Source organism: Bacillus sp. FSL W7-1034, from assembly GCF_038593365.1.
GTDB lineage: Bacteria > Bacillota > Bacilli > Bacillales > Bacillaceae > Bacillus > Bacillus altitudinis.
This window is the reverse complement of the sequence record NZ_CP151989.1, coordinates 3,191,339-3,217,676: the sequence shown is the minus strand read 5'-3', so window position 1 is coordinate 3,217,676 and position 26,338 is coordinate 3,191,339. Positions and strand designations below refer to the sequence as shown.

Genomic DNA, 26,338 nt, shown 5'->3' with positions numbered 1-26,338 from the left:
AAGACAGACTGTAACGGAAAGCGAGAGGAATCCCGTGAAAATTAATCGATATGGAACACAACCAGTAAATCCTTACAAGAAAACATATGAGAAACAAACGTTGCAATCGAATCAAGCAAAATCAACTGACAAAGTCGAAATTTCTAAAAAGGCAATCGAAATGCAAAAGGTGCCGAATATCATGAAAGAACGTCAAGATAAAATAGACCAAATTAAAAAAAGCATTGAAGCCGGAACATATCAAGTAGATACAAAAGGCATTGCAGATAAAATGTTGAATTTTTATAAACAACAATAACAAAAGGGAGTAGCGTGAATGTCAGTAAAAATAATGATTGAAGAACTGCACCGTCTCTACGGATTACATGAACAGCTTCTAAAGCTGTCTAAGAATAAAACAGAAATGCTGAAAAATAATGAGATCGATGCTCTTTCAGAGGTTCTGAACCTTGAGCAAAAATATATTCAGGCCATTTCACAATTAGAAGAAAAGCGGATTGAAGCAGCAGTTCAATTTTTACAAAGTGATCAATCGCCGACAATCACCGCATGCATCGAAAAAGCTACAGGAACGGATCAAGAAGAGCTTATTTCGTTATATGAGAAGCTGAATGACATCATGGTGGAACTGAAAGATGTAAACGAACTGAACAAACAGCTTATTCAGCAGTCACTTCAATTTATTTCACTGACATTCGATCTTGTGAATCCTAACAAAGAAAATATGAATTACGGACAAAATGGTCTTGAGAGTTCAAAGCCTAAACAGCATAGGGCTTTGTTTGATTCAAAGGCGTAAACAAGGAGGATATCTATGGGTTCTACATTCATGGGACTAGAAACGGCAAAAAGAGGAATCACAGCCCAGCGTGCAGGGCTTTATGTCACATCAAACAACGTATCCAATGCAAATACTGATGGCTACTCAAGACAGAGAGTTACCTTTAAAGCAGAGAATCCTTACCCAGTGATTTCTGTTTATGATGGCAAGACATACGGCCAAATGGGGACAGGTGTCCAAGTTGGAACTGTTGAAAGAATTCGAGACAGCTTTTTAGATCTTCAGTATAGAGATCATAACAATAACTTATCTTATTATGCGACGAAGTCTGATGCTCTTTCACAAATGGAAGGAGTGATGAATGATTTGACAGATGAAGGCTTGAATAGAGCCTTTGATAATCTCTGGAAATCATTACAAGTCTTATCGGAATCGAAAAATGCTGATACTGCTTCAGCCCGTACAGTTGTTAAGACAAGTGCTCAGGCTTTAGTAGATCAATTCCGCCTGCTAAATTCTTCTTTAACAACGATACAAAAGAATTTAAAAACTGAACTCGATTCAACGGCAAAAAATGTGAACACCCTATTAACTCAAATTGATGAAGTGAATAAACAGATTGCAACAGTTGAGCCAAATGGTTATCTTCCCAATGATCTTTATGATACGCGAGACGCTCTTATAGATCAGCTTTCCTCACTTGTTGATATTAAAGTGAGCTACAACCCTTCTGGAGGAAATGCTCTGGAAATTGCTGAAGGAACCGTTAACATCGATATTATCGGTGCAAATGGACAATCTGCTGGAACAATTTTAAATGGCATTACCAATGAAAAATCTGAATTGCAACTTTCCTATGATAATACGACGGGACTTGTTAACTCACTCCAATTTGGAACGACAACCATCGCAGCTGATCAATTACAAGTGAATGGTAAAGTAAAAGCACTTGTTGAGGCGTATGGCTACATGTCTAATGGAGCTGAAAAAGGCATGTACCCGGATATGCTTGCTGAGCTGGATGAAGTAGCAAAAGTATTTATGGATGCTTTTAACGACGTCCATAAGCAAGGATACACGTTAAATGGCACAAGTGGACAAGACTTTTTCGATATTGAGAATAACAATGATTTGAATAAAGGCTTGGCAGCCCGTATCAAAGTGAGTGACGTGATTTTAGCATCGACAGATAACATTGCTGCATCTCTTAATCAAACGCAAGGTGATGGTTCGAATGCTACGAAATTAGCTAATATTCAAAACTTAAAGCTACCAATCGGCGGAAATACCACAACAATTCAGGATTACTATCAGAATGTCATTGCCGAAATGGGGATACAAGCTAAAAAGAACATGACCCTTGAAAGCAGTTCAGCAGCTCTTGTGAATTCAGCCAATGAACGCAGGATGTCAACTAGTGCTGTATCTATAGATGAAGAAATGACGAACATGATCCAATTTCAGCATGCGTATAATGCAGCAGCAAGAATTATGACGATGCAAGACGAAGTATTAGATAAAATAATAAACGGCATGGGAGTCGTAGGAAGGTAGGCTAACGGATGCGAGTCACGCAAAGTATGATTTCTCAAAATTCACTTCGAAATATTAGTAAAAGTTATGAAAAACTCTCTAAAATTAATGAGCAGGCACAGTCTGGAAAACGTTTCACAAAAACGTCTGATGATCCTGTTGCAGCAGTGAAAAGTCTTCAATATAGTACAGCCATGTTTCGAAATGAGCAATACCAAACTAATTTAAATGAGGCACGAAACTGGATTGATACATCTGAAACAAGTGTCACTGAAATAATTGATATCATGTCAAATATACGAGATAAAGTACTCGATGCGGCCAATGGAACAAAACAGCCAGAAGATTTAGCTGCTATCGGAGTGGAAATTGGTCAGATGAAGAATCAAATCATCGATGCAATGAACACGCAGATGTTAGGTAAGTTTGTTTTTAATGGGACGAATACAAATGTTAAACCAGTTGTAGAGAATGCAGATGGTACGTTTACATTTAACTTTGAAAACTATACAGATGCAAACGTGGTTCAGTCGAACATTTCTGATGGAATCACATTAAATGTGAATTCAAATCCTCTTTCAGCTTTTGGTGGACAATCTGCCAGTGGTCAAAATGTCATTGAAATGCTGACTGATTTAGAAAACTCATTAAAAAATGGAACGTTTACAAATTCAGATGATGCATTAGGAAATATCGATCAGTTTAAAGAAGTGATGAGTGCTGAGCGTTCAGATCTTGGGGCTAGATCCAATCGTATCGACTTAGTCGGGAGCCGTTTGACTTCGCAATTTGAAGTGCTGAAAAAGGCTAAATCAGATGCCGAAGATGTAGAAAGTGAAAAAGCCATTCTTGATCTTCTTCAACAAGAGACTGTGAATAGAGCTGCTTTAGCGACGACAGCTAAAGTGATTCAGCCATCCCTTGTCGATTTCTTAAGATAAGAAAAAGCATCCGTTGGGTGCTTTTTTGCATCATGGAGGTGAACCTATGCAAATCCCTAGATTGTTAATGGAGCAAACTTATGCAAAGCTGCAAATGTCGACAACTCCTTCCAAGCAAGAAGTAGAGCAGCCAAGAGCTGAGCTTGACATTCAGCAGCCAAGAGCTGTCATGAATATCACAAGGACACCGTCGAAATTAACCATAGATCAAACCGAGGCATTTGCCGATATGGATATTAAGTCGATTTTTAGGCGTTCAGAGGAATGGGCTGCTGAGGGGAAACGTGCGATTGGAGAAGGAATGGGACGTAGAGCGGAAGAAGGAAGTGAACTCATCAAGATCGAGAATGGTGGGAATGCGATTGCTGAGTTTGCGAAAATCAACGGCAGTCCTCCAGCAAAACAATTCAACATCGGTGTGATTCCTTCATTTTTTAGTGTAAAAATTCACTATCAGCCATCTGAACTTAAAATTGATGTGGAGCCGCAAAAAGCTATTATAGAGGCAACACCTCATAAACCAATTGTTAACTACCAGCCAGGTAAAGTTCATATTGATATGTTACAATACCCAGAATTAAAAATAGAAGTTGACGAAACAGGTCAAAATGGTGATAAGGTATAGTTAAGAAAAATGAAAAAGGTCGTGAATTATGATCATTCAAACAAAATACCATGGCGAAGTGACGATTAAAGAGGAGCAAATCATTCACTTCTCTAATGGGATACCAGGATTTCTGGATCAAAAACAATTTGTCATTTTACCTTTATCAGAAGAATCCCCATTTTTAGTTCTTCAATCTTTGAAAAATGCAGAACTAGGCTTTATTGTCAGCAGCCCATTTTTGTTCTTCAATCAATATGAATTTGACTTAGAAGAATCGGTTGTAGACATTCTTGGGGTAGAAGATGCCAATGATGCGGAAGTCATGGTTATTTTAACAATGGGATCTTCTATTGAAAAAACGACAGCCAATTTAAGAGCGCCTATTATTGTGAATCGGAAAAACATGAAAGCCAAGCAGGTCATTTTGCATGATTCAGCCTATCATACAAAACATTTGCTAGAGGTGGCTTCCTCATGTTAGTTCTATCTCGTAAATTAAATCAATCGATTCAAATAGGCGACGATATTGAAGTTAAAATTATTGCGATTGAAGGCGACCAAGTAAAAGTCGGAATTGAGGCTCCTAAGCATATTGATATTCACAGGAAGGAAGTATACCTGTCTATTCAAGAAGAAAACAGCCGTGCTGCTAGCTTGTCCTTTGATCTACTTTCTCAATTATCCTCACAAAAAAAGTGAGGATTTTTTTATCCTATTTGTCTATCCTCCTCCGTGTGAAACCGTAGAAGTACACCATCTATATGAAACTTTAACAAATCAGTCCATCTATATTTAATTTAATAATTCAAAGCCGATATAAAAGATAGATTAAAGCACAGGAGCTGAATAACTATGTCTGTTGGTAAGTTGACTTCGATAGAGCCGCTGATTGATGCATTTCAAACCCGTGTTACGAATCATCAGAACGACAATGTAAACACTGATTTACAAGCAAATGGAAAAGTCGTTTCAAAAGAAGAAATTGAGAAAACGCTTCAAGGAGCAAATAAGCTGATTGAACCTACTCAATTTCATCTTCAATTTGAATTACATGAAAAACTCAATGAATATTATGTCAAAGTCGTAGATAACCAAACCGAAGAAGTCATTAGAGAGATTCCTTCCAAAGAATGGCTTGATTTCTATGCGGCAATGACAGAGATTGTCGGTTTATTTGTCGATAAAAGAATGTAATTGAAGGGAGAACATAAACAATGGTTAATCGAATTACTGGATTTTCAAATGTATTTGATATTGACGAAATCGTCTCAAAGCTAATGAAAACTGAGCAAGCACCACTTGATAAAATGACACGTCAGAAACAAACACTTGAATGGCAAAGAGACAGCTACCGCGAGGTCAATTCAAAGGTCAAAGAATTAGATGATCTCATTGCCAAACTAAATTTAACATATCCGAGTACTTATGGCGCAAAAAAGGTCACAAGCTCCAATGAATCTGCTGTCACAGCAACTGGATCAACAAATGCTACCTCTGGCTCTATTAATGTGACTCAACTAGCGACAGCTTCCGTATTCAAATCTTCTGGCACATCTGGATTTACTGCTGCAAACGGTACGTTCACGTTTGAGGTGACGACACCAGATTCTACGACACCCAAAACAGTGACCATTAATACGACTGATAAAGATACCCTTGATTCAATCGTGTCAAAATTGAACAACACTCAACTAGGTGTCACGGCTTATAAAGGTCAAATCTTTGATGGGACCAACTACGTGGATACAATCGCTCTGACTTCCCGTACGACTGGAGAAGGTGTCAGTATTAAGGCAGTGGATGGTAATTCTGCTTCATTTTTAACGCAATTAGGCTTCCAAGTGGATGGAGATAATAAATTAGTTGCGACTACTCAAGGGCAGAAAGCGCAATACGAAATTAATGGTCTCAAAATGGAAAATAACAATAATACTTTCACGCAGGCTGGTATCACATATGAACTTAAAGGAACAACAGATAAGCCTGTCAGTTTGAACGTTTCAACAGATGTCGATGCCATCTTTGATAAAATCAAACAATTCGTTGATAAATACAATGAACTTGTTGAAGAGATCAATGGTAAAGTCAATGAAAAAAGAAATAGAGACTACTATCCATTAACAGCAGAAGAGAAAAAAGCCATGTCTGACAAAGAAGTCGAGCTATGGGAAACGACTGCGAAGTCAGGCTTGCTGAGAAGTGATTCAATTTTACGATCTGGTGCATCTAAAATAAGAAGTGATTTTTATGTTGATATTACGACAAGTGATGGGAATAAAATTCACATGACACAAATCGGAATTGCCACTTCAGATAAATATAAAGATGGCGGAAAGCTTGTCATTGATGAACCGAAACTAAGAAAAGCCATTCAAGAAGACCCACAGAAGATTAGTCAAATATTTATGTCAGGTTCGCTAAATGTAGATTCAAAAGATAAAGATAAAGCGCAGCAGCAATATAAAGAACAAGGAATCATTCATCGTATCAAAAATTCCTTATCAGCCTTCTCAAAGAGCATTCAAACAAAGGCTGGTAGCACAACGATGGCATCAAAGGAATACGGACTTGGTAAGGACCTTGATTCTTTGACTCAACGAATGAGCACATTCCAAGACCGTTTAAAAATGGTGGAAGCTCGTTACTACAAAAAGTTTAACGCCATGGATAGTGCGATTCAAAAGCTAAACAACCAATCTGGCTATCTTTCTCAACTGCTTGGACAATAATTGGAGGTTTATAACATATGGCAATTCAGAACCCTTATGCCGCCTATCAGAAAAATTCTATTGAGACCGCAACACCGGCCGAGTTAACGCTTATGCTTTATGAAGGATGCTTAAAGTTTATTAGACTAGCAAAGCATGGCATTCAAAAAGAAGATGCTGAAATGAGAAACTTGAACCTGAAAAAGGCTCAAAACATCATCCAAGAATTAAATGTCACCTTAAATCGTACGTATGATGTATCAAAGAGCATGGCAAGTATGTATGACTACATCTATCGAAGACTGATTGAAGCCAATCTGCAAAATGACGAAGAGATCCTGAATGAAGTAGAGCAATATGTGACTGATTTCCGAGATGCTTGGAAGGAAGTCATTCAAACCGATCGAAAAGGGCGTCACCACTCTATTGGGGGATCTCTATGAGTATTGTGGATCAACTGCACGACCAAACGTTAAAAATGGCAGCGGAAATAGAGGCCAACCCGCAAAGCGAAACACTCGTTGAAGACTTTGATGCTTTTTTAGTTGAGAGAGACGAACTAATGAGAGACATTCAACATGAGCTTTCCGTTCAAGAAAAAGAGAAAATCAAAGAAATCATTCAAACAGATCAACTGATGGCCAAGCAATTAACGGAGATTCAAAATGGGATCAAGGCAGATATTCAAGCCATTCAACGTAAGAAAACAAAACAGCTGAATTATCAAAATCCGTATCAGCCCATGACAAGTGACGGCGTATACTACGATAAACGGAAATAAATAGGTGAGACCTGTGGCGTATCGTTCAGATGACTATATTTTATTAACCACATATTATGACCTTCTATATACGATAGAAGAGAGTCTAAAATATTTAGATGAAATTGAGAAGGATTTCGCTAAAACAGAAGGGGATCGGATCTTTAATGATCTGATCCATGCCTTCTTTCATTTAGAGACAACACATCCGCTTCTGCTTTCGATTATTGAAAATGAGCACTTTGCCAAGACGATTCGATCGTTTGACCAAATTTTTTTAAGTTTCGATATACTAGCTTTCTATACATTCCCTTCAAATCACTTCCAGTCATTCCTTACATCATATTTTATACCTGAATATAGAAAGTGGATGGATGAAATACATGCCTGTATGAGGCCGTATGTCATTCATTAATTTTTGTTCAATTCAGACCATTCGGAGGAATTTATGAGACTAAAAAATCAATTTTTATTTGGGCTTATTGTCATATGTGTATTGTTTGTCAGTATTTTGGGGTTTTCTAGTTTTATTTATTACAAAACAGATCAATCGTATAAAGCACTTCTCACCAAAGAAGTAAAGCTGTACCAGACCTCGCTGGAATTAGAGGCACTGCTACAAAAGCAAGAAGCACAAATTAAAACGTATGTGGTTGTTCAAGATGCTGAAAATTTACAGAAGATTGAGCAAACATATGAAGAAATCAATAAGAAAACAGCTGAAGCATCAAAAATGAGCACCGTTAAACAAGCAAAAAATCTGTTAGATCAAATTTCCGAAAAAAATTATCTTTACTACACCTCAACAAATCGATTATTTAATTCATTGAATATGCAAAATCAAAAAGAATTCAACACCCGCCTCAGTCAAGAATTACAACCTATCGAACAAGAAATACATACCTTTACAAAAGAATTTGCTCAAACACAATTGAAACAGCGGGATCAAAAAATCAGTCAGCTCAATGAAGAAAGTAACCAATTATTGCTGACGCTTATTCTCGTTAGCGCAGCGATTATAGTCGGCTTTTTAGTCATTGGCACAAGGTTTGTTCATCGTATGACAAAACCGATTGTCTCTGTCACACATGCAGCAAGAAGAATGGCAGATGGTGACCTCACACTTGAAGAAATTGAAGTAACCTCTAAAAATGAAATTGGCCAGCTCGGTACGGCTTTTAACCAAATGACAGCTCATTTGCGTCAGCTCATCTTACAGGTGCAAAACGGGTCAAGGCAATTAGCTGATTCTGCTGCTCAATTTGAAGAAACCATCAGTCAAACCATTTCGGCTAGTGAACAGACGTCTAGCTCGATTGAACAGGTCAGTGAAGCTTCACGTGAACAATCGGATGCAGTAGGAAAAGTAGCTTCGGCGATTCAAGAAGTCTCGACTGGTATGCATAATGCGGCTGAACATACGTCTGATGTTTCGGGTCACTCAATTTCAGTGACTGAAAAGGCTGAAGAGGGCGCATCCCTCATTCAACAATTTGTGAAACAAATGAGTTCTATTAAGGAATCTGTGAATGAACATCATTCTACAATGGCCAATGTACAAGTACAGTTTACCGGCATTCAAGACCTGCTGGGGAATATTCATGCCATTGCAGATCAGACAAATTTACTTGCTTTAAACGCAGCCATTGAAGCAGCAAGGGCTGGGGAACATGGACGAGGTTTTGCGGTTGTTGCAGATGAAGTCAGAAAGCTGGCGGAAGAATCAAGTCAGCTGACTGATCAAATTAGTCAGCTACTCGCCAACGTGAACAAAGATACTGAAAGATCGTCTCAATCTATGACGAAAGTGGAACGAGATGTAGCAGAAGGTGTGAAAGTATCGCAATTGTCTGAACAGAGCTTCCAAGAAATTCTGGAATCCATCCGTGATATCTCGATGAAAGCAGAGGAGCTTTCTGCCACGACAGAGCAAATCTCAGCTAGTACAGAAGAAATTTCTCAAACAGTTGGTGTGATAGAAGAAGGAGCCAAGCGAAATTCTGAGGAGACAGAGTACATGTCGGCGGCTGTTGAAGAATCACTAGCGGCGAATGAGGAAATGAAAGCAGCTGCGGAAGATTTAAAATCTTTGTCTCAATCACTGAAAACATCTATTTCATCTTTCAAGATTTAACAGTGCGATGGTCTTTTTCAAGAATCAAGCGAATATATATTCATCACCTATCAAGTAAAAGCTGAAGCACCGCAGGATTCGACAAATTTCAATAAAAATTCACATTTTTTTTACGTTTGAGCAGGAGAAAAGGAGGGAAAAGTAGAAATAAGTTTACATATCCTTAATTTTAAAGGAGGCGTTCTTTACATGAATTACAATGTCCGAGGAGAAAACATCGAAGTAACACCTGCACTAAGAGATCATGCCGAGAAAAAAATTGGAAAGCTGGAGCGTTATTTTGAGTCAGATGTTGATGCTTCAGTCAACGTGAACTTGAAATTTTACAACGATCAAGAATCTAAAGTTGAGGTTACCATTCCAATGACTGATCTAGCACTTCGAGCAGAGGTGCATAATGAGGATATGTACAATGCAGTAGACCTAGCAACCAGTAAATTAGAACGTCAAATTAGAAAACATAAAACGAAAGTGAACCGTAAATTCCGTGAGCAAGGTGTGAAAAAGCATTTATTTGCTGGAGGAAACGGTGCGTCCGAAGTAGCAGTTCAAGATGACGAAGAGATTGATGAAACAGAAATCGTCAGACAAAAACGCTTCAATTTAAAACCAATGGATAGCGAAGAGGCCATTCTCCAAATGAACATGTTAGGTCACAGTTTCTTTGTCTTCACAAATGCTGAGACAAATTTGACCAATGTGGTATACCGCCGAAATGACGGTAAATATGGACTCATTGAGCCGAACGCTTAATCATTCGTTCCTTTTGATCCGAAAATGACCTAAAAAAAGTAAACCCGCTCCCTTCATTAGGGGCGGGTTTTTTGTGCTAAATCATTGCAAATTCTTTGGAAATCAAGGAAGGTATGGTATGATAAATGCAGGTAAATATGGACCTGTCAAACTTTTGGACATGCCGAAAAATTGCATGAAATAGAGGAGCGTTATTATATGCTTGGAATCTTAAACAAAGTGTTTGATCCTACGAAACGTACGATCAGCCGATATGAAAAAAAGGCAAATGAAATCGAAGCTCTCGCTCAAGATTTTGAGAAATTATCTGACGAGGCTTTACGAAATAAAACGATCGAATTTAAAGAAAAACTTGAAAAAGGACAATCTGTAGACGACCTTTTGGTTGAAGCATTTGCAACGGTTCGTGAGGCTTCCCGCCGCGTGACAGGAATGTTCCCATTTAAGGTGCAGCTCATGGGGGGGATTGCCCTACATGAAGGGAATATCTCTGAGATGAAAACAGGTGAAGGTAAAACGTTGACATCAACGATGCCTGTTTATTTGAATGCTCTTTCTGGAAAAGGCGTCCACATTGTAACAGTCAACGAATATTTGGCAAGCCGTGATGCAGAGGAAATGGGCAAGATTTTTGAATTTCTTGGATTAACGGTTGGCTTGAACTTAAACAGTTTAGACAAAGATGAAAAAAGAGAAGCGTACGCTGCTGATATCACGTATTCAACAAACAATGAGCTTGGCTTTGATTATTTACGAGATAACATGGTGCTGTATAAAGAGCAAATGGTTCAAAGACCACTTCATTATGCCGTCATCGATGAAGTTGACTCCATCTTAATTGATGAAGCGAGAACACCTCTTATTATTTCTGGACAAGCTGCAAAATCGACGAAACTTTACGTACAAGCAAATGCCTTTGTTCGTACGTTAAAAATAGAAGACGATTTCACTTATGATATTAAAACAAAAAGTGTACAGCTGACTGAAAGCGGAATGACGAAGGCGGAAAAAGCATTTGGCATCGAGAACTTGTTTGATGTCAAACATGTCGCTCTTAACCACCATATCGCGCAGGCTCTTAAGGCGCATGTTGCGATGCAAAAAGACGTTGATTATGTTGTGGAAGATGGTCAAGTCGTCATCGTTGACTCCTTCACAGGACGTTTAATGAAAGGACGTCGCTATAGTGAAGGTCTGCACCAAGCCATTGAAGCAAAAGAAGGTCTTGAAGTGCAGAATGAAAGCATGACACTTGCAACCATTACGTTCCAGAACTACTTCCGTATGTATGAAAAGCTATCTGGTATGACAGGTACAGCGAAAACGGAAGAAGAGGAATTCCGTAACATTTACAATATGCAGGTTGTCACAATCCCAACCAATAAACCGGTTGTGCGTGATGACAGACCTGATTTAATCTACCGTACAATGGATGGCAAATTTAAAGCAGTAGCTGAAGACGTCGCACAGCGTTATATGACAGGACAGCCGGTCCTTGTCGGAACTGTTGCGGTTGAGACATCTGAATTGATTTCAAAACTGCTTAAAAATAAAGGCATCCCTCATCAAGTGTTAAATGCGAAAAACCATGAGCGTGAAGCACAAATTATTGAGGAAGCTGGACAAAAAGGTGCCGTCACAATTGCGACAAACATGGCGGGACGTGGAACAGACATCAAGCTTGGCGAAGGTGTGAAAGAACTAGGCGGTCTTGCTGTTATTGGGACAGAGCGTCATGAATCACGCCGTATCGATAACCAGCTCCGTGGTCGATCTGGTCGTCAAGGAGACCCAGGGATTACTCAATTCTATCTCTCAATGGAAGATGAATTGATGCGCCGATTTGGTGCAGAGCGGACAATGGCGATGCTTGATCGCTTCGGTATGGATGACTCTACTCCAATTCAAAGTAAAATGGTCTCAAAAGCTGTTGAATCTTCTCAAAAACGTGTTGAGGGGAATAACTTTGATTCGCGTAAGCAGCTTCTGCAATATGATGATGTTCTTCGTCAACAGCGTGAAGTCATTTACAAACAGCGTTTTGAAGTCATCGATTCTGATAACTTGAAATCGATTGTGATCAATATGATTCAATCGTCTATTGAGCGGGCTGTTGGCTCTTATACGCCGAAAGATGAGCTTCCAGAAGAATGGAAACTAGATGGTCTTGTTGAATTAATCAATACGAACTATTTAGATGAAGGTGCCATTACGGTCAAAGATATCTTCGGTAAAGAAGCAGATGAGATCACCGAATTCATCATGGAGCGGATTAAAGAGAAATACGATGCAAAAGAAGAGACATTTGGCGATGAACAAATGCGTGAATTTGAAAAAGTCATCGTTCTTCGTGCAGTAGATTCGAAGTGGATGGATCATATCGATGCAATGGATCAGCTGCGTCAAGGAATCCATTTACGTGCATATGCACAAACCAATCCACTTCGTGAGTATCAAATGGAAGGATTTGCGATGTTTGAGCATATGGTCGCTTCAATTGAAGATGACGTAGCTAAATATGTGCTAAAATCAGAAATCCAAAACAACCTAGAACGTGAAGAAGTCGTTCAAGGACAAACAACTGCTCATCAGCCTCAAGAAGGCGATGAGGAGAAAACAGTGAAGAAAAAGCCGGTGCGTAAAGTGGTGGATATCGGAAGAAACTCGCCATGTCACTGCGGAAGCGGCAAGAAATATAAAAATTGTCATGGGAAGACAGAATAAGTAATGGAAAGAGGTGAAAACCTCTTTCTATTCATGTCAGCCCCCATACATCTATGAGGTGAAGGATATGGAATTAGTAGAAATTAGACAAGAGCTTGAAAATATGGCTAGCAGGCTAGCTGATTTTAGGGGGTCTCTTTGACCTAGAAACAAAAGAAGTCAAAATCGCAGAGCTTGAAGCGACGATGTCAGAGGCTGATTTTTGGAACGATCAGCAAAAGGCTCAAGGGGTAATCAATGAAGCCAATGCACTAAAGGATTCTGTGAACTCCTATCATGAACTCAGTGAATCGCATGAAGAACTACAAATGACACATGACTTATTAAAGGAAGATTATGACGAGGAGCTTCATGCAGAGCTTGAAAAAGAGCTGAAGAACTTAACGAAGCAGTTTAATGAATTTGAGCTACAGCTTCTTTTAAGCGAACCTTATGACAAAAACAATGCCATTCTTGAGCTTCACCCGGGTGCAGGTGGAACGGAATCACAGGACTGGGGATCGATGCTCCTCAGAATGTATACCCGCTGGGCAGAGCGCAGAGGCTTTAAGGTCGAAACACTTGATTACCTTCCTGGTGATGAAGCGGGAATTAAGTCTGTGACATTACTGATTAAAGGACATAACGCTTACGGTTACTTAAAAGCAGAAAAAGGTGTCCATCGTTTAGTCCGTATTTCTCCATTTGATTCATCTGGCCGTAGACACACCTCTTTCGTTTCCTGTGATGTCATGCCAGAATTTAATGAAGAAATTGATATCGATATTCGTACAGAGGATATTAAGGTGGATACGTATCGTGCAAGTGGTGCAGGGGGTCAGCACGTCAATACGACGGACTCTGCGGTTCGTATCACACACATCCCAACAAATGTCGTCGTGACGTGCCAAACGGAAAGATCCCAAATCAAAAACAGAGAACGTGCAATGAAAATGCTGAAATCTAAGCTTTATCAAAAACGGATCGAAGAACAGCAGGCGGAATTGGATGAAATTAGAGGAGAACAGAAAGAAATTGGCTGGGGAAGCCAAATTCGCTCGTATGTTTTCCACCCATATTCTCTTGTGAAAGACCATCGTACCAACACGGAGATGGGAAATGTTCAAGCGGTGATGGATGGAGATTTAGATTCCTTTATCGATGCGTATTTACGTTCAAAATTATCATAAAAACTCGGCTTCTTGCCGGGTTTTTTTAATTGTGAGAAAATATAATGAATATAAAGGAATACATATGCCATACTGACTCTATATCCTTTGTATGATGAAATTAGCAATTAAAGGGGGAAATAATTTGGGATTAAAACCATTACAAGAGACGTGGGATTTAGATGCCTTTTTTAAAGGAGGCAGTTCTTCATCAGAATTTATCACATACTTAGAGCATATACAGCAGCTATTAGATGAGTTACGACAAAAGGTAGATGCCTTTTCAAAAGAAGATACACAAATTGAAAAAAAGTTAACAGCTGTCCTTGAAACGTATGAAATCACATATAAAAAACTAGCGCAAGCAGGTTCATTTGTATCCTGTCTACAATCTCAAAATACAAAGGATATGAAGGCGGGCAGTCTCCGGGGGTCCATTGCCAAGCTGGAAGCTGAATTAGGAACCATTCTAGCAGGGTTTAATCAATCACTTGCTGAGATTCCTACTAGCCAGTGGGAAGAATTAATGGATTCAGCCGCTTTTTCAGATGTTCGTTACATATTAAATGAACGAAGAGAACATGTGAAAGATCAACTGCCTGTTGAACAGGAAACACTCATTCAAAAACTAGCAGTAGATGGGTATCATGCGTGGGATGAACTTTATTCTAGCTTGGTGAACAAAATTACCATTCCATTTGAGCAAAATGGTGAAACACAAATGATTTCTGTAGGCCAAGCAGAAAATGCGATGGATGATTCAGACCGTGAAGTGAGAAAAGCCGTGTATCATAATTTAGAACATGCATGGACACAGGATGAACATTTGTTTGCAAGCACACTCAATCATCTCGCTGGTTTTCGTCTGCAAGTATATGAGGCAAGAGGATGGGATCATATATTAAAAGAGCCCCTTGATATTTGCCGGATGAAACAAGAGACGCTCGATACAATGTGGTCTGTCATTGATGAACATAAACAGCCATTCATTGATTATTTACAACGTAAAGCTGACATGCTTGGGGTTGATAAACTAAGCTGGTTTGATGTGGGAGCGCCTATTGGAAGTGAGACAAAAACCTATTCTTATCAAGATGCAGCCGCTTTTATTATCAAGCATTTCGCAGGGTTTGGAAAAGAGCTTGCTGCTTTTACTGAAAAAGCTTTTAATGAACGCTGGGTAGAAGCTGAGAATCGCCCAAACAAACGAGTGGGCGGTTTCTGTACGAATTTCCCTGATAGCGGAGAATCACGTATTTTTATGACCTTCTCAGGGACTCCATCCAATGTAGCGACACTAGCACATGAGCTTGGTCATTCGTTCCATCAGGAAGTCATGCAGGATGTTCGGATGTTGAATCGTAAATATGCGATGAATGTAGCTGAAACTGCGTCGACATTCGCAGAAATGATTGTGGCAGATGCTTCATTAAAAGAGGCGGCCAATGAAGAAGAGCGTCTCAGTTTGCTAGAGGATAAGCTGCAGCGCAGTGTGGCATTCTTTATGAATATTCAATCACGCTTTTTATTTGAACAACGTTTTTATGAAGAGCGCAAACAAGGAGAAGTGCCAGCTGACCGCTTGAATGAGTTGATGGTAGAAGCACAGAAGGAAGCCTTTGGCGACTCTTTAGATGAATACCATCCGCATTTCTGGGCGTCTAAACTGCATTTCCATATTACAGGGGTCCCGTTTTATAACTTCCCTTACACCTTCGGGTACATGTTCTCGCTAGGTATTTACGCGAAAGCATTGCAAGCCGGGGCATCATTTGAAGAGAAATATATTGCGCTATTAAAAGATACAGCGTCAATGACTGTAGAAGATTTGGCATATAAGCACCTAGGTGTCGACCTGACTCAAAAAGCATTTTGGGAAGAGGCCATTTCACTGGCTGTGGCAGATGCTGAAGAGTTTTTAGAAGCGACGAAGGCATAAAAAATGAAAAGCTCCCATTACGGGAGCTTTTTTGCTGGTTTTAACCATTCCAGCATCGTCTGAACGATGTCTTTTTGTTGCGTGAGGACTGGAATGTCTGCAGGCTGATCCCCTTTTTGTTTGCCATACATGCCAAATTGAGCATGATTACCGCCTTTTATCTCATGGTACACCGTTTGAGAAGGTAGCTGCTTTTTCGATTTTTTGATTTTTTCTTGTGTCGCTAGCCCATCTTTTTCTCCTGAAATAGATAATACTTGCAAGGAAGCCTGTTTCAAATCATCTGATGCAGGATAGGAGGCAAGGAAAAAGAGGCCGTCCAGCTTGCTTTGATTTTTCTCTGCATACATAGCGGCAGCTGTCCCGCCTAGCGAATGCCCGCCAATGTACCAATGCTTGATGGCTGGATGACTTTTGAGGATATCCTCTGCCTTCTTCGTATTAAAAATCGCGAAGGAAAATGGCATGTCTGGGATAAAGACCGAATAGCCTTTCTTCATCAGCGCATTCCCTAGATAGGCATACGCAAGAGGTTCAACTTTTGCCCCAGGATATAGAATGATGCCAGTATCGCTTTTTGATGCTTCAAATGAATATATCCCATTTTTATGATCGACCTGCTCAATCTTCATCTGCTTTTTTAACGCTTCCGATGGTCCATATGTAAAGCGGCTCCATGTATAGAAAGCACCAAAAGCTAAGATGATGAGTGCAAGTAATGTAATACCGGTGATCTTCAGTATTTTCTTCATCGTATGTCCCTTCTTTCTCATGTACATATTAAATATACCATCATTTACTCTTCTGCCAAACGGCAAGTACGCTGATCCGGCTGTGTGATAAAGTATTAATCCATTAGCACTGCATTTGGCTGTTATTTACAATCTGAATGAGAGGGCTTAAAATAGGTGTGCATTCAGAAGTAACGGAGGAAGAAAGAAATGAAGCAGGAACATTCTCAACTTTGGATTGAAGTGAAAAATTATGTACTCATTTTAATAGGATCAGCCATCGTGGCGGTTGGCTTTAATACGTTATTATTACCAAATCAGATTGCTGCTGGCGGTGTGAGTGGAATCAGTACCATTATGCAGTCATTCGGTTTTGAAGCTGCATATGTACAATGGGGTCTCAATATTCCGCTCTTTATCGCAGGCTTTTATTTATTAGGTGGAACATTTGGGGTAAAAACGCTCGTTGGTTCTGTCTTTTTACCTTTAATGGTGTTCTTAACAAGACACATTGCTCCTGTCACCCATGAAGCACTGCTCGCCGCAATATTTGGCGGTGTAGTGATTGGGCTCGGGATTGGGCTCGTTTTCCTCGGCAATGGTTCAACGGGAGGAACGGCACTTGCGGCCAAAATCATCAATAAATATACAGGGCTGACGTTAGGTACTTGTTTAGCGATGATGGACGGTTTGATTGTTTTGGCGGCCATGACTGTTTTTGGGATTGAAGAAGGACTGTACGCTGTGATCGGAGTGTTCATTTCTAGTAAGACGATTGATGTGGTACAGGCTGGCTTTAGTCACTCGAAGATGGCCATGATTATTACGGGCCATGAGGATGAGGTCAGACAGGCGGTGTTTGATCAAATTGATCGTGGTGTAACGAAGATTTCAGCAGTAGGTGGGTACACCGACCATGACCGGCCTATTTTAATGTGTGTGGTAGGGCAGTCACAATTCACAAAGTTGAAACAAGTGGTAAAAGCGATCGATGCATCAGCGTTTGTCATCGTCATGGATGCAAAAGAGGTGCTTGGTGAGGGTTTTAAAAGGGCGTAAACAAGGATATAATAACGTTGACCAAATGATTGTAAGGGAGGGAAATACATGAAAAAGAGCGGATTAACGCTTCTTTTTGTCGCTATGCTTTTTGTACTTGCGGCCTGTGGAGGAAATTCAAGCAGCAGTGACAAAGAAGGCAGTAAAAGTGCTTCAAGTGTGAGCAGTGGTGAAGAGATTTATCAGCAAAACTGTATTGGCTGTCATGGAAAAGACTTATCTGGCGGAGGCGGCCCAAGCCTGAAAGAAGTCGGGAAGAAATATAATGAAAGCCAAATTGCAGATATTGCCCAGAACGGTAAAGGATCTATGCCAAGCGGAATGGTAGATGAAAAACAAGCAAAAGAAGTCGCCAAATGGCTTGCAGAGAAAAAATAAAACCTTTGTCTAATCGACAAGGTTTTTTTATTTTCTATTTGTAGAAAAAGACTTTTGGATAGTATGAAAACGTATTATATTAAATTTTATTTAAAAAATAAGGGTAAAAAGACACGTTTTTTGGTTTTGGTTGCTCTATTTACCTTTTATTTATAAGTTTTGAAATATAAATGTAATACCATTGCGTCGATTCATGACGTATAATTGGAGTTGTTGAAATTTAGACGATTCAATTTTTTCATCTTTTTGGATGAAAAGGACATAAATTGCTTGTGCGTATCGAAGGGTATGTGCGTGACCATACATAACGTTTTTTGACGAGAAGTGTCAGAACATCATGATAAGCTGTTTGACAGCGAATAAGAAAAGATTAGGTGATTACATGATTGAAATGAAGGAAGTCTATAAGATCTATCCTAATGGTGTAAAGGCGATCAATGGAATCAATGTCTCTATCCATCCAGGAGAGTTTGTGTATGTTGTTGGTCCCAGTGGTGCTGGTAAATCCACGTTCATTAAAATGATGTATCGTGAAGAGAAGCCAACAAAAGGGAAAATCTTAATTAATAACAAAGATTTAGGCTCGATGAAGGAAAAAGAAATTCCTTATGTGAGAAGAGAAATTGGCGTAGTATTCCAAGATTTCAAACTGCTTCCAAGTCTTACGGTCTTTGAGAACGTGGCATTTGCTCTTGAAGTTATTGGTGAACAGCCAAGTATTATTAAGAAAAAAGTGCTTGAAGTACTTGATTTGGTGCAATTAAAGCACAAAGCTCGTCAATTTCCAGATCAGCTTTCCGGCGGTGAACAGCAGCGTGTATCGATCGCTCGTTCGATCGTCAATCATCCTGAGGTTGTCATTGCAGACGAACCGACAGGAAACCTTGATCCAGATACTTCATGGGAAATCATGAAGACACTCGAAGAGATTAATAACCGCGGAACAACAGTCGTCATGGCGACACACAACAAAGAGATTGTAAACAGCATGAAGAAACGCGTCATCGCAATCGAAGATGGAATGATTGTGCGTGACGAAGCAAGAGGGGAGTACGGAATTTATGATTAAAACTCTCTCGCGGCATTTACGTGAGAGCTTCCGTTCACTTGGAAGAAACACGTGGATGACATTTGCATCAATTAGTGCGGTCACTGTCACATTGATTTTAGTTGGGGTTTTTCTTGTCATTATGCTCAACTTGAATAACATGGCATCGAACGCTGAGAAAGAAGTAGAAGTAAAAGTTCTCATCGATTTAACTGCGAATCAAAAGCAGCAGGATGAATTAAAAGCAGAAATTGAGAAGATTCCTGAAATCAGTGATGTGAAATATTCATCCAAGGATGATGAACTAAAAGCACTGATTAAAAGCTTTGGTGAAAATGGACAATCTATGGGACTGGTTGATCAAGAAAATCCATTGAATGATGCGTTTATTGTGAAAACAACAGATCCCCACGATACACCAAAAGTAGCGAAGAAATTAGAAAACCTAAAAGGGACGTATAAAGTCACTTATGGAAAAGAAGAGGTCAGCCGACTCTTTAATGTTGTCGGAGTGGCGCGTAATGTCGGCATCGCACTTATTATTGGGCTTTTATTTACAGCGATGTTCTTGATTTCCAATACGATCAAAATTACGATTTTTGCTAGACGTAAAGAAATTGAGATTATGAAACTAGTAGGTGCAACGAACTGGTTTATCCGCTGGCCGTTCTTCATCGAAGGATTACTACTTGGTGTATTTGGCTCGATTATACCAATCGCTGTATTGCTTGGCACATATCATTATGCTGTCGGCTGGGTGGCGCCAAGGGTACAAGGTTCATTTATTTCAATGCTTCCATACAATCCGTTTGTCTATCAAGTATCACTGATTCTACTATTAATCGGTGCCATTATCGGTGTGTGGGGAAGTTTAACGTCCATCCGTAAATTCTTGAAAGTATAAATCTATTTATATTGATGGCAGCACTCGAAGATTCTATAGAAGATGTGACCGGCTGATCCAATTCATCCGGTCGACTCTTCATGCAGGCAGTTGTCATGGGAGGGGAATATCGTTTTGAAAAGAAAGCTGATGATGGCTGGAATGGCAGCGTTTATTGGAACAACGTGGCTATACATTCCAGGGAACGAAAATCGTGCATTCGCATACGAAGACCTAGATCAAAAACGTCAACAAATTGAAGAGAAAACATCGAAGACTGAATCAACCTTGAAGAAAAAGAAATCAGAACTGGCAAAGCTTGAAAAGAAAGAATCAAAGCTAAAGCAAGAAATTGAAAAAATTGACCAAAAAGTAAGTGCAGCAACTGAAAAAGTCGCTGAAAAAGAAAAAGAGGTCAAACAGACGAAACAAGAGATCAAAAAACTAAAAAAAGAGATTGAAGTCATCAATGAGCGAATTGAAAAGAGAAAAGCGATTTTCAAAGATCGAATTCGTTCTATGCAAAAAAGTGGCGGTACAATCAACTATTTAGATGTGCTGCTAGGTGCTCGTAGCTTTAGTGATTTTGTCAGTCGTGTGGGAGCTGTTACAACCATTGTCGAAGCAGATAAAGACATGATTACAGAACACGAAAATGATTTGGAGCTAGTAGAGCAAAAAGAAGCAGAGCTAAATAAACAGCTAAGTGGACTTGAAACATCTTTGAAAGAGCTTGAAACGTTGAAAAAGGACCTATCTAAACAGCAAAAAGAAAAAGGAAAAGTCCTTGGTCATGTAACGAAAGAAAAAGAACATGCACATGATGAACTAGGAAAGCTTGAAAATGAACAAGAAATTCTAGCGAATCAAAAAGCGGCGGTAAAGTCTGAAGAAGCACGCCGTCAAAAAGAAGAAGCGAAGAAAGCAGAACAAGCAGCTGCTGAAAAAAGTGCACCTGCACCAAGTGGAGGATCTGATCAAGTGTCAGATACACCAGCAAGTAGCTCAGGTTTCATTAAACCAGCTGCAGGCCGTTTCTCATCAGGCTTTGGCGGACGTTCTGGCGGACAGCACTACGGATTAGATATCGCTGCAAAGGGCACTGTATCTGTCGTTGCAGCCGCATCTGGAACAGTCACGAACTCAAGCTACTCGTCGAGTTATGGCAACGTGGTGTTCATTACACATAACATCAATGGCCAAACGTATCAAACGGTATACGCTCATCTTTCAACAAGAAGTGTGTCAACAGGTCAAAGAGTCGAGCAAGGTCAATTCCTTGGATATATGGGCAACACAGGTCAGTCTTATGGCCAGCATCTTCATTTTGAAATTCATAAAGGATTATGGAATGGCGCGAAATCAAATGCAGTCAATCCAGCGCAATATATCCGCTGACAAAAAGCCGATAACAGCATGTTATCGGCTTTTTTCAAGTAGATGAAGTTAAAATAACAGCAGTAATCCGGCAATAATAGGTGTTAAAAGCACAGCGGATTTTAAGAGAGGTTTCGGCGCAAGGCGTGTAAATTTTGCCCCAATAAAAGCTCCTAATACGGTACCGATTAAGATCTGAACGAGCAGGATAAAGTCAACATAGCCTTCTGAAATATAACCAATTCCACCGCCAATAGAGATTGGAATAATCACTAGCATCGTTGTGCCAACAGCTTGTCTAATAGACAGCTTCAGCAAAATCAAAAGCCCCACTTGAATAAATGGTGCTGATCCGATACCGAACATCCCTGAAAGCATCCCTGATACAAGGCCTAATATAATGCCCCTGATCAGCAATTGGCGTGAAGAAAGCGGCTGCTGCTCAGCATCTTCTTTTAGGACAAACAATTTGATCATCATAAAAACAGCAGATAAAAAGAGCATACCAGCTGTTAAATAGTGCAGGCTATCCTCTGGAATAAAAGGAGCCACTTTTGCTCCGGCAAATGAAGCAATACAAGCTAGTGCACCGACAATCAAACCTGATTTGAGCTGGATATTTCCTTCCCGGTAGTGGCTGTATGCACCAGATAAAGTCGTAAATGCCATAGCAGCTAAAGATGTCCCAAGTGCAGTATGGATTGGTACATCAAAGATTAACGTCAGCAATGCGATGACAAAACCAGCCCCGCCAGCTCCTACAAACCCTAGTAAAATTCCTAATAAAAGCATCGTCAATATAATATACATAGCGAAGACTCCTTCTCGATCGTAACAAAATAAAAATTACACCTATTGAAATGATTAGTCAAGCCTCCTTAGGAGAATGTCTTTACATGAAATCCCTTCTTCTGGCATATAATAACTCAGGTCATCAGGAAGAGTTGAAGAAGGAGGCCAAATATGAAAAAACAAATCGCATCCATCATGGCAAGTGTCATTCTCATCATCAGTGCAGGGGTTATGACGCATAAAGAGGCGACTCAAGCGGAGTCACCGAAAGCGGCTGCAGTGGCTGGACAAGCTCAATCAAGTGATCGAGCGAAGGAAAACGGAATGGAGAAAATTGAGAAAGCCTATGACCTCATTTCGAATGAATATGTAGAGGAAGTGGATCGTCAAAAGCTGCTTGAAGGTGCCATACAAGGAATGCTTTCAACCTTAAATGATCCGTATTCAGTATACATGGACAAGCAAACCGCAAAGCAATTTTCGGATTCACTTGATTCCTCATTTGAAGGAATTGGGGCAGAAGTTGGAATGGATGAAGGAAAGATTATCATTGTCTCTGCCTTTAAAAAATCCCCTGCGGCAAAGGCGGGTCTGAAACCGAAAGATGAAATCATCAGCATTGACGGTGAGACGATGAAAGAAAAAAGCCTAAACGATGCTGTACTGAAAATAAGAGGAAAAAAAGGAACGTCTGTCGCCTTGAAAATCAGACGAAATGGAATTGAAAAAGAGCTAACATTCCATATCAAACGAGAAGAAATCCCGCTTGAAACCGTAACGGCTTCAATGAAAGAGGTCAATGGTCATAAAACAGGCTATATTGCGATCTCTAGCTTCTCTGAAGATACGGCGAAGGATTTCACGGCAAGCTTGAATAAGCTCGAGAAAAAGGGCATGGAAGGCCTTGTGCTGGACGTGAGAGGAAATCCTGGCGGCTATCTACAAAGTGTGGAAGACATTTTGAAACATTTTATCACAAAGGATCAGCCATATATTCAAATTGCAGAACGGAATGGCGATCGAAAACGATATTTTTCAAAACGAAAAGAACAAAAACCATACCCGGTCAATGTCTTAATTGATAAAGGAAGTGCATCCGCTTCTGAAATTCTGGCTGGTGCCATGAAAGAAGCAGGGAAGTATGAAGTGGTAGGTGACGTTTCCTTTGGTAAAGGGACTGTGCAGCAGGCGGTACCAATGGGAGATGGGAGTAACATTAAATTAACGCTGTATAAGTGGCTGACACCGAAAGGGAATTGGATTCACAAAAAAGGTGTTGTGCCGACCATTGCGATTCATCAACCAGATTACTTCACCGTTGGCCCGCTCCAGCTGAAAGAACCGCTTCAGCTTGATATGAACAATGAAGAAGTCAGACAAGCACAGACATTGTTAAAAGGGTTATCATTTGACCCAGGCAGAGTAGATGGATATTTTGACGAAGAAACGAAAAAGGCTGTACTCGCATTTCAAAGCACATACAATCTCGAAAAATCAGGTGTGATTGATTTAAAGACAGCGAAAATGATGAACAAGATGGTAGATGAAGTGAAATCTTATGAAAAGAATGATCTTCAGCTACAAACTGCACTAAAAGCACTATATCTCAAAAAATAAAGAGGCGAATAAATGCCTCTTTTTTTTGGTTCATAAGTGTTACGAACATGTAATAATTTATTCTTAAAAATATATTATATCGAGAAATATATTCATTTATTTTACAAAAAACATAACATTCCTTCGAATTTACCCGATAACATATTTATATAAGAGACTTTCTGTTGATTTAAACATGTCATGAAAATGAAACTTTTGAAAGTTGTATGTTACATAAATAATTCTTACAATAAAAAGTAGCACTCATTTTAAATATTTTATTTTTTGCGGATATTCAGCTTAAGCATTGAGCTGTACCGAGGTTTGCGCTTTTCTTAAAAGAACTAGTAAATGGGGGTACACAATTGAAAAGGGCAAGTATTGTGAGAGAGAAAAAATATTACGAGTTGGTAGAGGAGCTTAAGAGTCGTACGAAAGATGTGACGTTTTCGGCTACAAAGGCATTAAGTCTACTCATGCTGTTAAGCAGGTACTTGGTCAATTACACAACGGTAGAATCAGTCGACGAGATCGATGAAGACTGTGCTGAGATATACTTCAATTATTTAATGGATAATCATAAGAGACTTGGTATAAACTTAACCGACATCAAGAGGTCCATGCAGCTTCTCGGCGGCATACTAGATGTAGATGTAAATCACTATTTAAAAGATTTTTCACTGTCGAATGTCACACTTTGGATGAATCAGGAGAAATAAACCTGATGTCAAGCATCGATTTATTTGATAGAATAAGAGAAAATGCTTGACTTGGGCGGTGAACGATAATGAGCTCGGAGTGGATGGGAGCCGGATTAAAAGCGGTCGGTCTGTTTTTAATCCATCCTCTTTTTTATTTTATGATATTAATCAGCCTATTATATGGCTACATCCGCGTAAAGCGGGAGAGAAAAGCGTTTCAAACAAGAATAGAAGATGTTTACGATGAACTGAAATTTACATATTCAAAAGGATGGGTTCCAGGAATTTGTCTATCGATCATATCTGTAGGCTTAGGGATTTCCCTTCCGCCTGGATTCATCGTGCTGATTGCAGCGATGACCATCGTTTTCTCTTTATTCTTTAAGGCGAGTGCGCTTTCGTCTGCATACACACTCGGTTTCAGTTTTATTGCGGCATTTGGACTGATGTCTGTTCAAGTGAGCCATTCTTGGCTGCCGCAGCTTTCAATGATGAATGCATCAGCCGTTGTGATCCTGTTAGGGCTACTGTTAATGACCGAAGGCATCTTAGCCTATCGAACGGCGCATTTACGTACATCGCCTGCAATGGTGATGAGTGCGAGAGGACTTTTGATCGGCCAGCAGCGAGCAAACCGTCTGTGGCTTCTACCACTTGTTTTGCTGATGCCGGCAGGTGAATGGACTTCTTCTCTGCCATGGTGGCCTGTGCTTCAAGTGCACGATCAAAGCTTTTCATTTATTGTGATCCCGTACATCATCGGCTTTGGCCAGCGTATTCAAGGATCGCTGCCAATTGTGAGTATTCAAATTACGTCACGCCGAATAATGATGCTCGGTCTAGTTGTTGCTGTAGTAGGTGCGGCAAGTATTTGGTTTGAGCCGATTGCGTGGGGAGCTGTTGTTCTAGCGATTGCAGGAAGAGCCTTTTTATCATGGAAGCAGAGGGCGAATGACAACGCTGCACCATTCTTTTTCTCTAAGCGGAATCAAGGGCTTATGGTGCTTGGTATCATTCCGAATACCCCTGCGGCTGATTTAAAGCTTGAGATCGGAGAAATTATTACAAAGGTCAATGGAATCGAGATCAAAACCGTTTCAGAATTTTATGAAGCACTACAAACCAATCGTGCTCTGACAAAGCTTGAGATCATTGGTCTCAATGGTCAGACAAGGTTTGAGAAACGCGCCTCTTACGAAGGGGAGCATCACCAGCTTGGTATCCTGTTTGTGAAGGACGATCCTCAGCAAGAGCCCACGGCGATTTCATCTTAAAAAAAGCTGCTAGAGATGGCAGCTTTTTTCTTTTGGGCGCGTTTCTCTTCCATAGGATTCGCCCCATTCACGCATGGCAAAGATAATGGGCTTTAACGTATTTCCAAGAGAAGTCAGTGAATACTCGACACGAGGAGGAACTTCCTCATAGACTTCACGGTGAACAATCCCGTCTTGTTCAAGTTCTCGTAATTGCAACGTCAAGACACGCTGCGAAATTCTTGGCAGAAGCCGGCGTATTTCGTTGTAACGCTTTGGACCGCAAGTCAAATGATAAAGGATGACGCCTTTCCATTTCCCTCCGATGACATTTGTAGTGATAGACACGGGACAGCCATGATTCACAATACTGACTGGATTGGATGGTGCACTCATCTCAACATTCCTTTCTTAAACGAAAATGGTCATAAACGAACATGTTTGTACCTAACGAACAAAAATGTGCGTACTTGAATCAATGGAAGCTTTTCT

The 26,338-nt window shown here is 40.0% G+C and carries 28 protein-coding genes; 25 read left to right on the top strand and 3 right to left on the bottom strand.

Annotated elements, in window-relative coordinates:
* Nucleotides 1–34: 34 nt before the first annotated feature.
* The 17 genes from flgM (at nucleotide 35) to NST73_RS16565 (ending at nucleotide 16,028) form a co-directional block, all read left to right on the top strand.
* The gene (flgM, locus tag NST73_RS16645; protein WP_003213252.1) at nucleotides 35–298 is read left to right on the top strand and encodes a flagellar biosynthesis anti-sigma factor FlgM; all 264 of its coding nucleotides are present in this window, start codon (nucleotides 35–37) and stop codon (nucleotides 296–298) included.
* Nucleotides 299–316: 18 nt separating this feature from the next.
* On the top strand, nucleotides 317–799 hold the full coding sequence (locus NST73_RS16640; RefSeq protein ID WP_007499977.1) for a flagellar protein FlgN: 483 nt from the start codon (nucleotides 317–319) through the stop codon (nucleotides 797–799).
* Nucleotides 800–814: 15 nt separating this feature from the next.
* A complete protein-coding gene (gene flgK / locus NST73_RS16635) occupies nucleotides 815–2,335 on the top strand; it encodes a flagellar hook-associated protein FlgK (protein ID WP_024719239.1) in 1,521 nt (506 codons plus the stop codon).
* An 8-nt stretch (nucleotides 2,336–2,343) separates the two neighbouring features.
* Complete coding sequence (flgL, locus tag NST73_RS16630; RefSeq protein ID WP_008348257.1) at nucleotides 2,344–3,255, top strand: flagellar hook-associated protein FlgL; 912 nt, start codon at nucleotides 2,344–2,346, stop codon at nucleotides 3,253–3,255.
* Nucleotides 3,256–3,301: 46 nt separating this feature from the next.
* Nucleotides 3,302–3,880, top strand: coding sequence for a DUF6470 family protein (locus NST73_RS16625; protein WP_100324725.1), 579 nt, complete (start codon nucleotides 3,302–3,304; stop codon nucleotides 3,878–3,880).
* Nucleotides 3,881–3,908: 28 nt separating this feature from the next.
* Nucleotides 3,909–4,343 (top strand): flagellar assembly protein FliW, encoded by a 435-nt coding sequence (fliW, locus tag NST73_RS16620; protein ID WP_041091474.1) that lies wholly within the window; start codon nucleotides 3,909–3,911, stop codon nucleotides 4,341–4,343.
* Nucleotides 4,337–4,561: a carbon storage regulator CsrA gene (csrA, locus tag NST73_RS16615; protein WP_008348252.1), complete on the top strand. Its 225-nt coding sequence runs from the start codon at nucleotides 4,337–4,339 to the stop codon at nucleotides 4,559–4,561. The genes fliW and csrA overlap by 7 nt, the downstream gene beginning before the upstream one ends.
* 153 nt (nucleotides 4,562–4,714) lie before the next feature.
* A complete protein-coding gene (gene flaG, locus NST73_RS16610) occupies nucleotides 4,715–5,056 on the top strand; it encodes a flagellar protein FlaG (RefSeq protein WP_061420326.1) in 342 nt (113 codons plus the stop codon).
* Nucleotides 5,057–5,076: 20 nt separating this feature from the next.
* The gene (locus NST73_RS16605) at nucleotides 5,077–6,591 is read left to right on the top strand and encodes a flagellar hook-associated protein 2 (RefSeq protein WP_135009634.1); all 1,515 of its coding nucleotides are present in this window, start codon (nucleotides 5,077–5,079) and stop codon (nucleotides 6,589–6,591) included.
* Nucleotides 6,592–6,608: 17 nt separating this feature from the next.
* Nucleotides 6,609–7,013 carry a flagellar export chaperone FliS gene (fliS, locus tag NST73_RS16600; protein ID WP_008348247.1) on the top strand — a complete coding sequence of 135 codons (405 nt, stop codon included), beginning with the start codon at nucleotides 6,609–6,611 and terminating at the stop codon, nucleotides 7,011–7,013.
* On the top strand, nucleotides 7,010–7,351 hold the full coding sequence (locus NST73_RS16595) for a flagellar protein FliT (RefSeq protein ID WP_008348246.1): 342 nt from the start codon (nucleotides 7,010–7,012) through the stop codon (nucleotides 7,349–7,351). The genes fliS and NST73_RS16595 overlap by 4 nt, the downstream gene beginning before the upstream one ends.
* Nucleotides 7,352–7,364: 13 nt before the next feature.
* Nucleotides 7,365–7,745, top strand: a complete 381-nt coding sequence (locus NST73_RS16590) for a hypothetical protein (RefSeq protein WP_008348244.1) — start codon at nucleotides 7,365–7,367, stop codon at nucleotides 7,743–7,745.
* 33 nt (nucleotides 7,746–7,778) lie between these two features.
* The gene (locus NST73_RS16585) at nucleotides 7,779–9,464 is read left to right on the top strand and encodes a methyl-accepting chemotaxis protein (protein WP_138279059.1); all 1,686 of its coding nucleotides are present in this window, start codon (nucleotides 7,779–7,781) and stop codon (nucleotides 9,462–9,464) included.
* A gap of 189 nt (nucleotides 9,465–9,653) precedes the next feature.
* Nucleotides 9,654–10,217 carry a ribosome-associated translation inhibitor RaiA gene (raiA, locus tag NST73_RS16580; RefSeq protein WP_342499229.1) on the top strand — a complete coding sequence of 188 codons (564 nt, stop codon included), beginning with the start codon at nucleotides 9,654–9,656 and terminating at the stop codon, nucleotides 10,215–10,217.
* A gap of 198 nt (nucleotides 10,218–10,415) precedes the next feature.
* Nucleotides 10,416–12,941, top strand: a complete 2,526-nt coding sequence (secA, locus tag NST73_RS16575; RefSeq protein ID WP_039169779.1) for a preprotein translocase subunit SecA — start codon at nucleotides 10,416–10,418, stop codon at nucleotides 12,939–12,941.
* 67 nt (nucleotides 12,942–13,008) lie between these two features.
* A protein-coding gene (prfB, locus tag NST73_RS16570) for a peptide chain release factor 2 (protein WP_096881918.1) occupies nucleotides 13,009–14,110 on the top strand; the annotation gives its coding sequence in 2 pieces (ribosomal slippage) (nucleotides 13,009–13,080 and nucleotides 13,082–14,110; 1,101 coding nt in all).
* 124 nt (nucleotides 14,111–14,234) lie between these two features.
* Nucleotides 14,235–16,028, top strand: coding sequence for a M3 family oligoendopeptidase (locus NST73_RS16565; RefSeq protein WP_342499228.1), 1,794 nt, complete (start codon nucleotides 14,235–14,237; stop codon nucleotides 16,026–16,028).
* 17 nt (nucleotides 16,029–16,045) lie between these two features.
* Here the strand turns inward: NST73_RS16565 and NST73_RS16560 are convergent, their stop codons facing one another.
* Nucleotides 16,046–16,780, bottom strand: a complete 735-nt coding sequence (locus tag NST73_RS16560; protein WP_144679140.1) for an alpha/beta family hydrolase — start codon at nucleotides 16,778–16,780, stop codon at nucleotides 16,046–16,048.
* 189 nt (nucleotides 16,781–16,969) lie between these two features.
* On the opposite strand from NST73_RS16560, the gene NST73_RS16555 reads away from it, so the two are divergent.
* The 5 genes from NST73_RS16555 (at nucleotide 16,970) to NST73_RS16535 (ending at nucleotide 21,525) form a co-directional block, all read left to right on the top strand.
* Complete coding sequence (locus tag NST73_RS16555; protein WP_342499227.1) at nucleotides 16,970–17,818, top strand: YitT family protein; 849 nt, start codon at nucleotides 16,970–16,972, stop codon at nucleotides 17,816–17,818.
* A gap of 48 nt (nucleotides 17,819–17,866) precedes the next feature.
* Nucleotides 17,867–18,196, top strand: coding sequence for a cytochrome c551 (cccB, locus tag NST73_RS16550; protein WP_008348231.1), 330 nt, complete (start codon nucleotides 17,867–17,869; stop codon nucleotides 18,194–18,196).
* 382 nt (nucleotides 18,197–18,578) lie between these two features.
* The gene (ftsE, locus tag NST73_RS16545) at nucleotides 18,579–19,265 is read left to right on the top strand and encodes a cell division ATP-binding protein FtsE (RefSeq protein WP_008348229.1); all 687 of its coding nucleotides are present in this window, start codon (nucleotides 18,579–18,581) and stop codon (nucleotides 19,263–19,265) included.
* Complete coding sequence (gene ftsX / locus NST73_RS16540) at nucleotides 19,258–20,148, top strand: permease-like cell division protein FtsX (protein WP_025208057.1); 891 nt, start codon at nucleotides 19,258–19,260, stop codon at nucleotides 20,146–20,148. The genes ftsE and ftsX overlap by 8 nt, the downstream gene beginning before the upstream one ends.
* 114 nt (nucleotides 20,149–20,262) lie before the next feature.
* Nucleotides 20,263–21,525, top strand: a complete 1,263-nt coding sequence (locus NST73_RS16535; protein WP_268417761.1) for a M23 family metallopeptidase — start codon at nucleotides 20,263–20,265, stop codon at nucleotides 21,523–21,525.
* Nucleotides 21,526–21,573: 48 nt separating this feature from the next.
* Here NST73_RS16535 and NST73_RS16530 read toward each other — a convergent pair whose 3' ends face one another.
* Complete coding sequence (locus NST73_RS16530; protein WP_017368130.1) at nucleotides 21,574–22,314, bottom strand: sulfite exporter TauE/SafE family protein; 741 nt, start codon at nucleotides 22,312–22,314, stop codon at nucleotides 21,574–21,576.
* A gap of 153 nt (nucleotides 22,315–22,467) precedes the next feature.
* Between NST73_RS16530 and NST73_RS16525 the strand changes: the two genes are divergently transcribed.
* From NST73_RS16525 to NST73_RS16515, 3 genes are all read left to right on the top strand, one after another.
* Nucleotides 22,468–23,913 carry a S41 family peptidase gene (locus NST73_RS16525; protein ID WP_047945633.1) on the top strand — a complete coding sequence of 482 codons (1,446 nt, stop codon included), beginning with the start codon at nucleotides 22,468–22,470 and terminating at the stop codon, nucleotides 23,911–23,913.
* Nucleotides 23,914–24,257: 344 nt separating this feature from the next.
* Entirely contained in the window at nucleotides 24,258–24,611 is a 354-nt protein-coding gene (locus tag NST73_RS16520) for a swarming motility protein SwrAA (RefSeq protein ID WP_007500014.1), read from the top strand.
* An 83-nt stretch (nucleotides 24,612–24,694) separates the two neighbouring features.
* The gene (locus NST73_RS16515; RefSeq protein WP_080673861.1) at nucleotides 24,695–25,867 is read left to right on the top strand and encodes a PDZ domain-containing protein; all 1,173 of its coding nucleotides are present in this window, start codon (nucleotides 24,695–24,697) and stop codon (nucleotides 25,865–25,867) included.
* 9 nt (nucleotides 25,868–25,876) lie between these two features.
* Here the strand turns inward: NST73_RS16515 and NST73_RS16510 are convergent, their stop codons facing one another.
* A complete protein-coding gene (locus tag NST73_RS16510) occupies nucleotides 25,877–26,242 on the bottom strand; it encodes a winged helix-turn-helix transcriptional regulator (RefSeq protein ID WP_017357877.1) in 366 nt (121 codons plus the stop codon).
* Between the last annotated feature and the right edge of the window lie 96 nt (nucleotides 26,243–26,338).

Bases quoted from the DNA above. Each gene is read 5' to 3' on its own strand.
- NST73_RS16640 (WP_007499977.1), top strand. From the start codon at position 317: ATGTCAGTAAAAATAATGATTGAAGAACTGCACCGTCTCTACGGATTA.
- flgK (WP_024719239.1), top strand. From the start codon at position 815: ATGGGTTCTACATTCATGGGACTAGAAACGGCAAAAAGAGGAATCACA.
- flgL (WP_008348257.1), top strand. From the start codon at position 2,344: ATGCGAGTCACGCAAAGTATGATTTCTCAAAATTCACTTCGAAATATT.
- NST73_RS16625 (WP_100324725.1), top strand. From the start codon at position 3,302: ATGCAAATCCCTAGATTGTTAATGGAGCAAACTTATGCAAAGCTGCAA.
- fliW (WP_041091474.1), top strand. From the start codon at position 3,909: ATGATCATTCAAACAAAATACCATGGCGAAGTGACGATTAAAGAGGAG.
- csrA (WP_008348252.1), top strand. From the start codon at position 4,337: ATGTTAGTTCTATCTCGTAAATTAAATCAATCGATTCAAATAGGCGAC.
- flaG (WP_061420326.1), top strand. From the start codon at position 4,715: ATGTCTGTTGGTAAGTTGACTTCGATAGAGCCGCTGATTGATGCATTT.
- NST73_RS16605 (WP_135009634.1), top strand. From the start codon at position 5,077: ATGGTTAATCGAATTACTGGATTTTCAAATGTATTTGATATTGACGAA.
- fliS (WP_008348247.1), top strand. From the start codon at position 6,609: ATGGCAATTCAGAACCCTTATGCCGCCTATCAGAAAAATTCTATTGAG.
- NST73_RS16595 (WP_008348246.1), top strand. From the start codon at position 7,010: ATGAGTATTGTGGATCAACTGCACGACCAAACGTTAAAAATGGCAGCG.
- NST73_RS16585 (WP_138279059.1), top strand. From the start codon at position 7,779: ATGAGACTAAAAAATCAATTTTTATTTGGGCTTATTGTCATATGTGTA.
- raiA (WP_342499229.1), top strand. From the start codon at position 9,654: ATGAATTACAATGTCCGAGGAGAAAACATCGAAGTAACACCTGCACTA.
- secA (WP_039169779.1), top strand. From the start codon at position 10,416: ATGCTTGGAATCTTAAACAAAGTGTTTGATCCTACGAAACGTACGATC.
- NST73_RS16560 (WP_144679140.1), bottom strand. From the start codon at position 16,780: ATGAAGAAAATACTGAAGATCACCGGTATTACATTACTTGCACTCATC.
- NST73_RS16555 (WP_342499227.1), top strand. From the start codon at position 16,970: ATGAAGCAGGAACATTCTCAACTTTGGATTGAAGTGAAAAATTATGTA.
- cccB (WP_008348231.1), top strand. From the start codon at position 17,867: ATGAAAAAGAGCGGATTAACGCTTCTTTTTGTCGCTATGCTTTTTGTA.
- ftsE (WP_008348229.1), top strand. From the start codon at position 18,579: ATGATTGAAATGAAGGAAGTCTATAAGATCTATCCTAATGGTGTAAAG.
- ftsX (WP_025208057.1), top strand. From the start codon at position 19,258: ATGATTAAAACTCTCTCGCGGCATTTACGTGAGAGCTTCCGTTCACTT.
- NST73_RS16530 (WP_017368130.1), bottom strand. From the start codon at position 22,314: ATGTATATTATATTGACGATGCTTTTATTAGGAATTTTACTAGGGTTT.
- NST73_RS16525 (WP_047945633.1), top strand. From the start codon at position 22,468: ATGAAAAAACAAATCGCATCCATCATGGCAAGTGTCATTCTCATCATC.
- NST73_RS16515 (WP_080673861.1), top strand. From the start codon at position 24,695: ATGGGAGCCGGATTAAAAGCGGTCGGTCTGTTTTTAATCCATCCTCTT.
- NST73_RS16510 (WP_017357877.1), bottom strand. From the start codon at position 26,242: ATGAGTGCACCATCCAATCCAGTCAGTATTGTGAATCATGGCTGTCCC.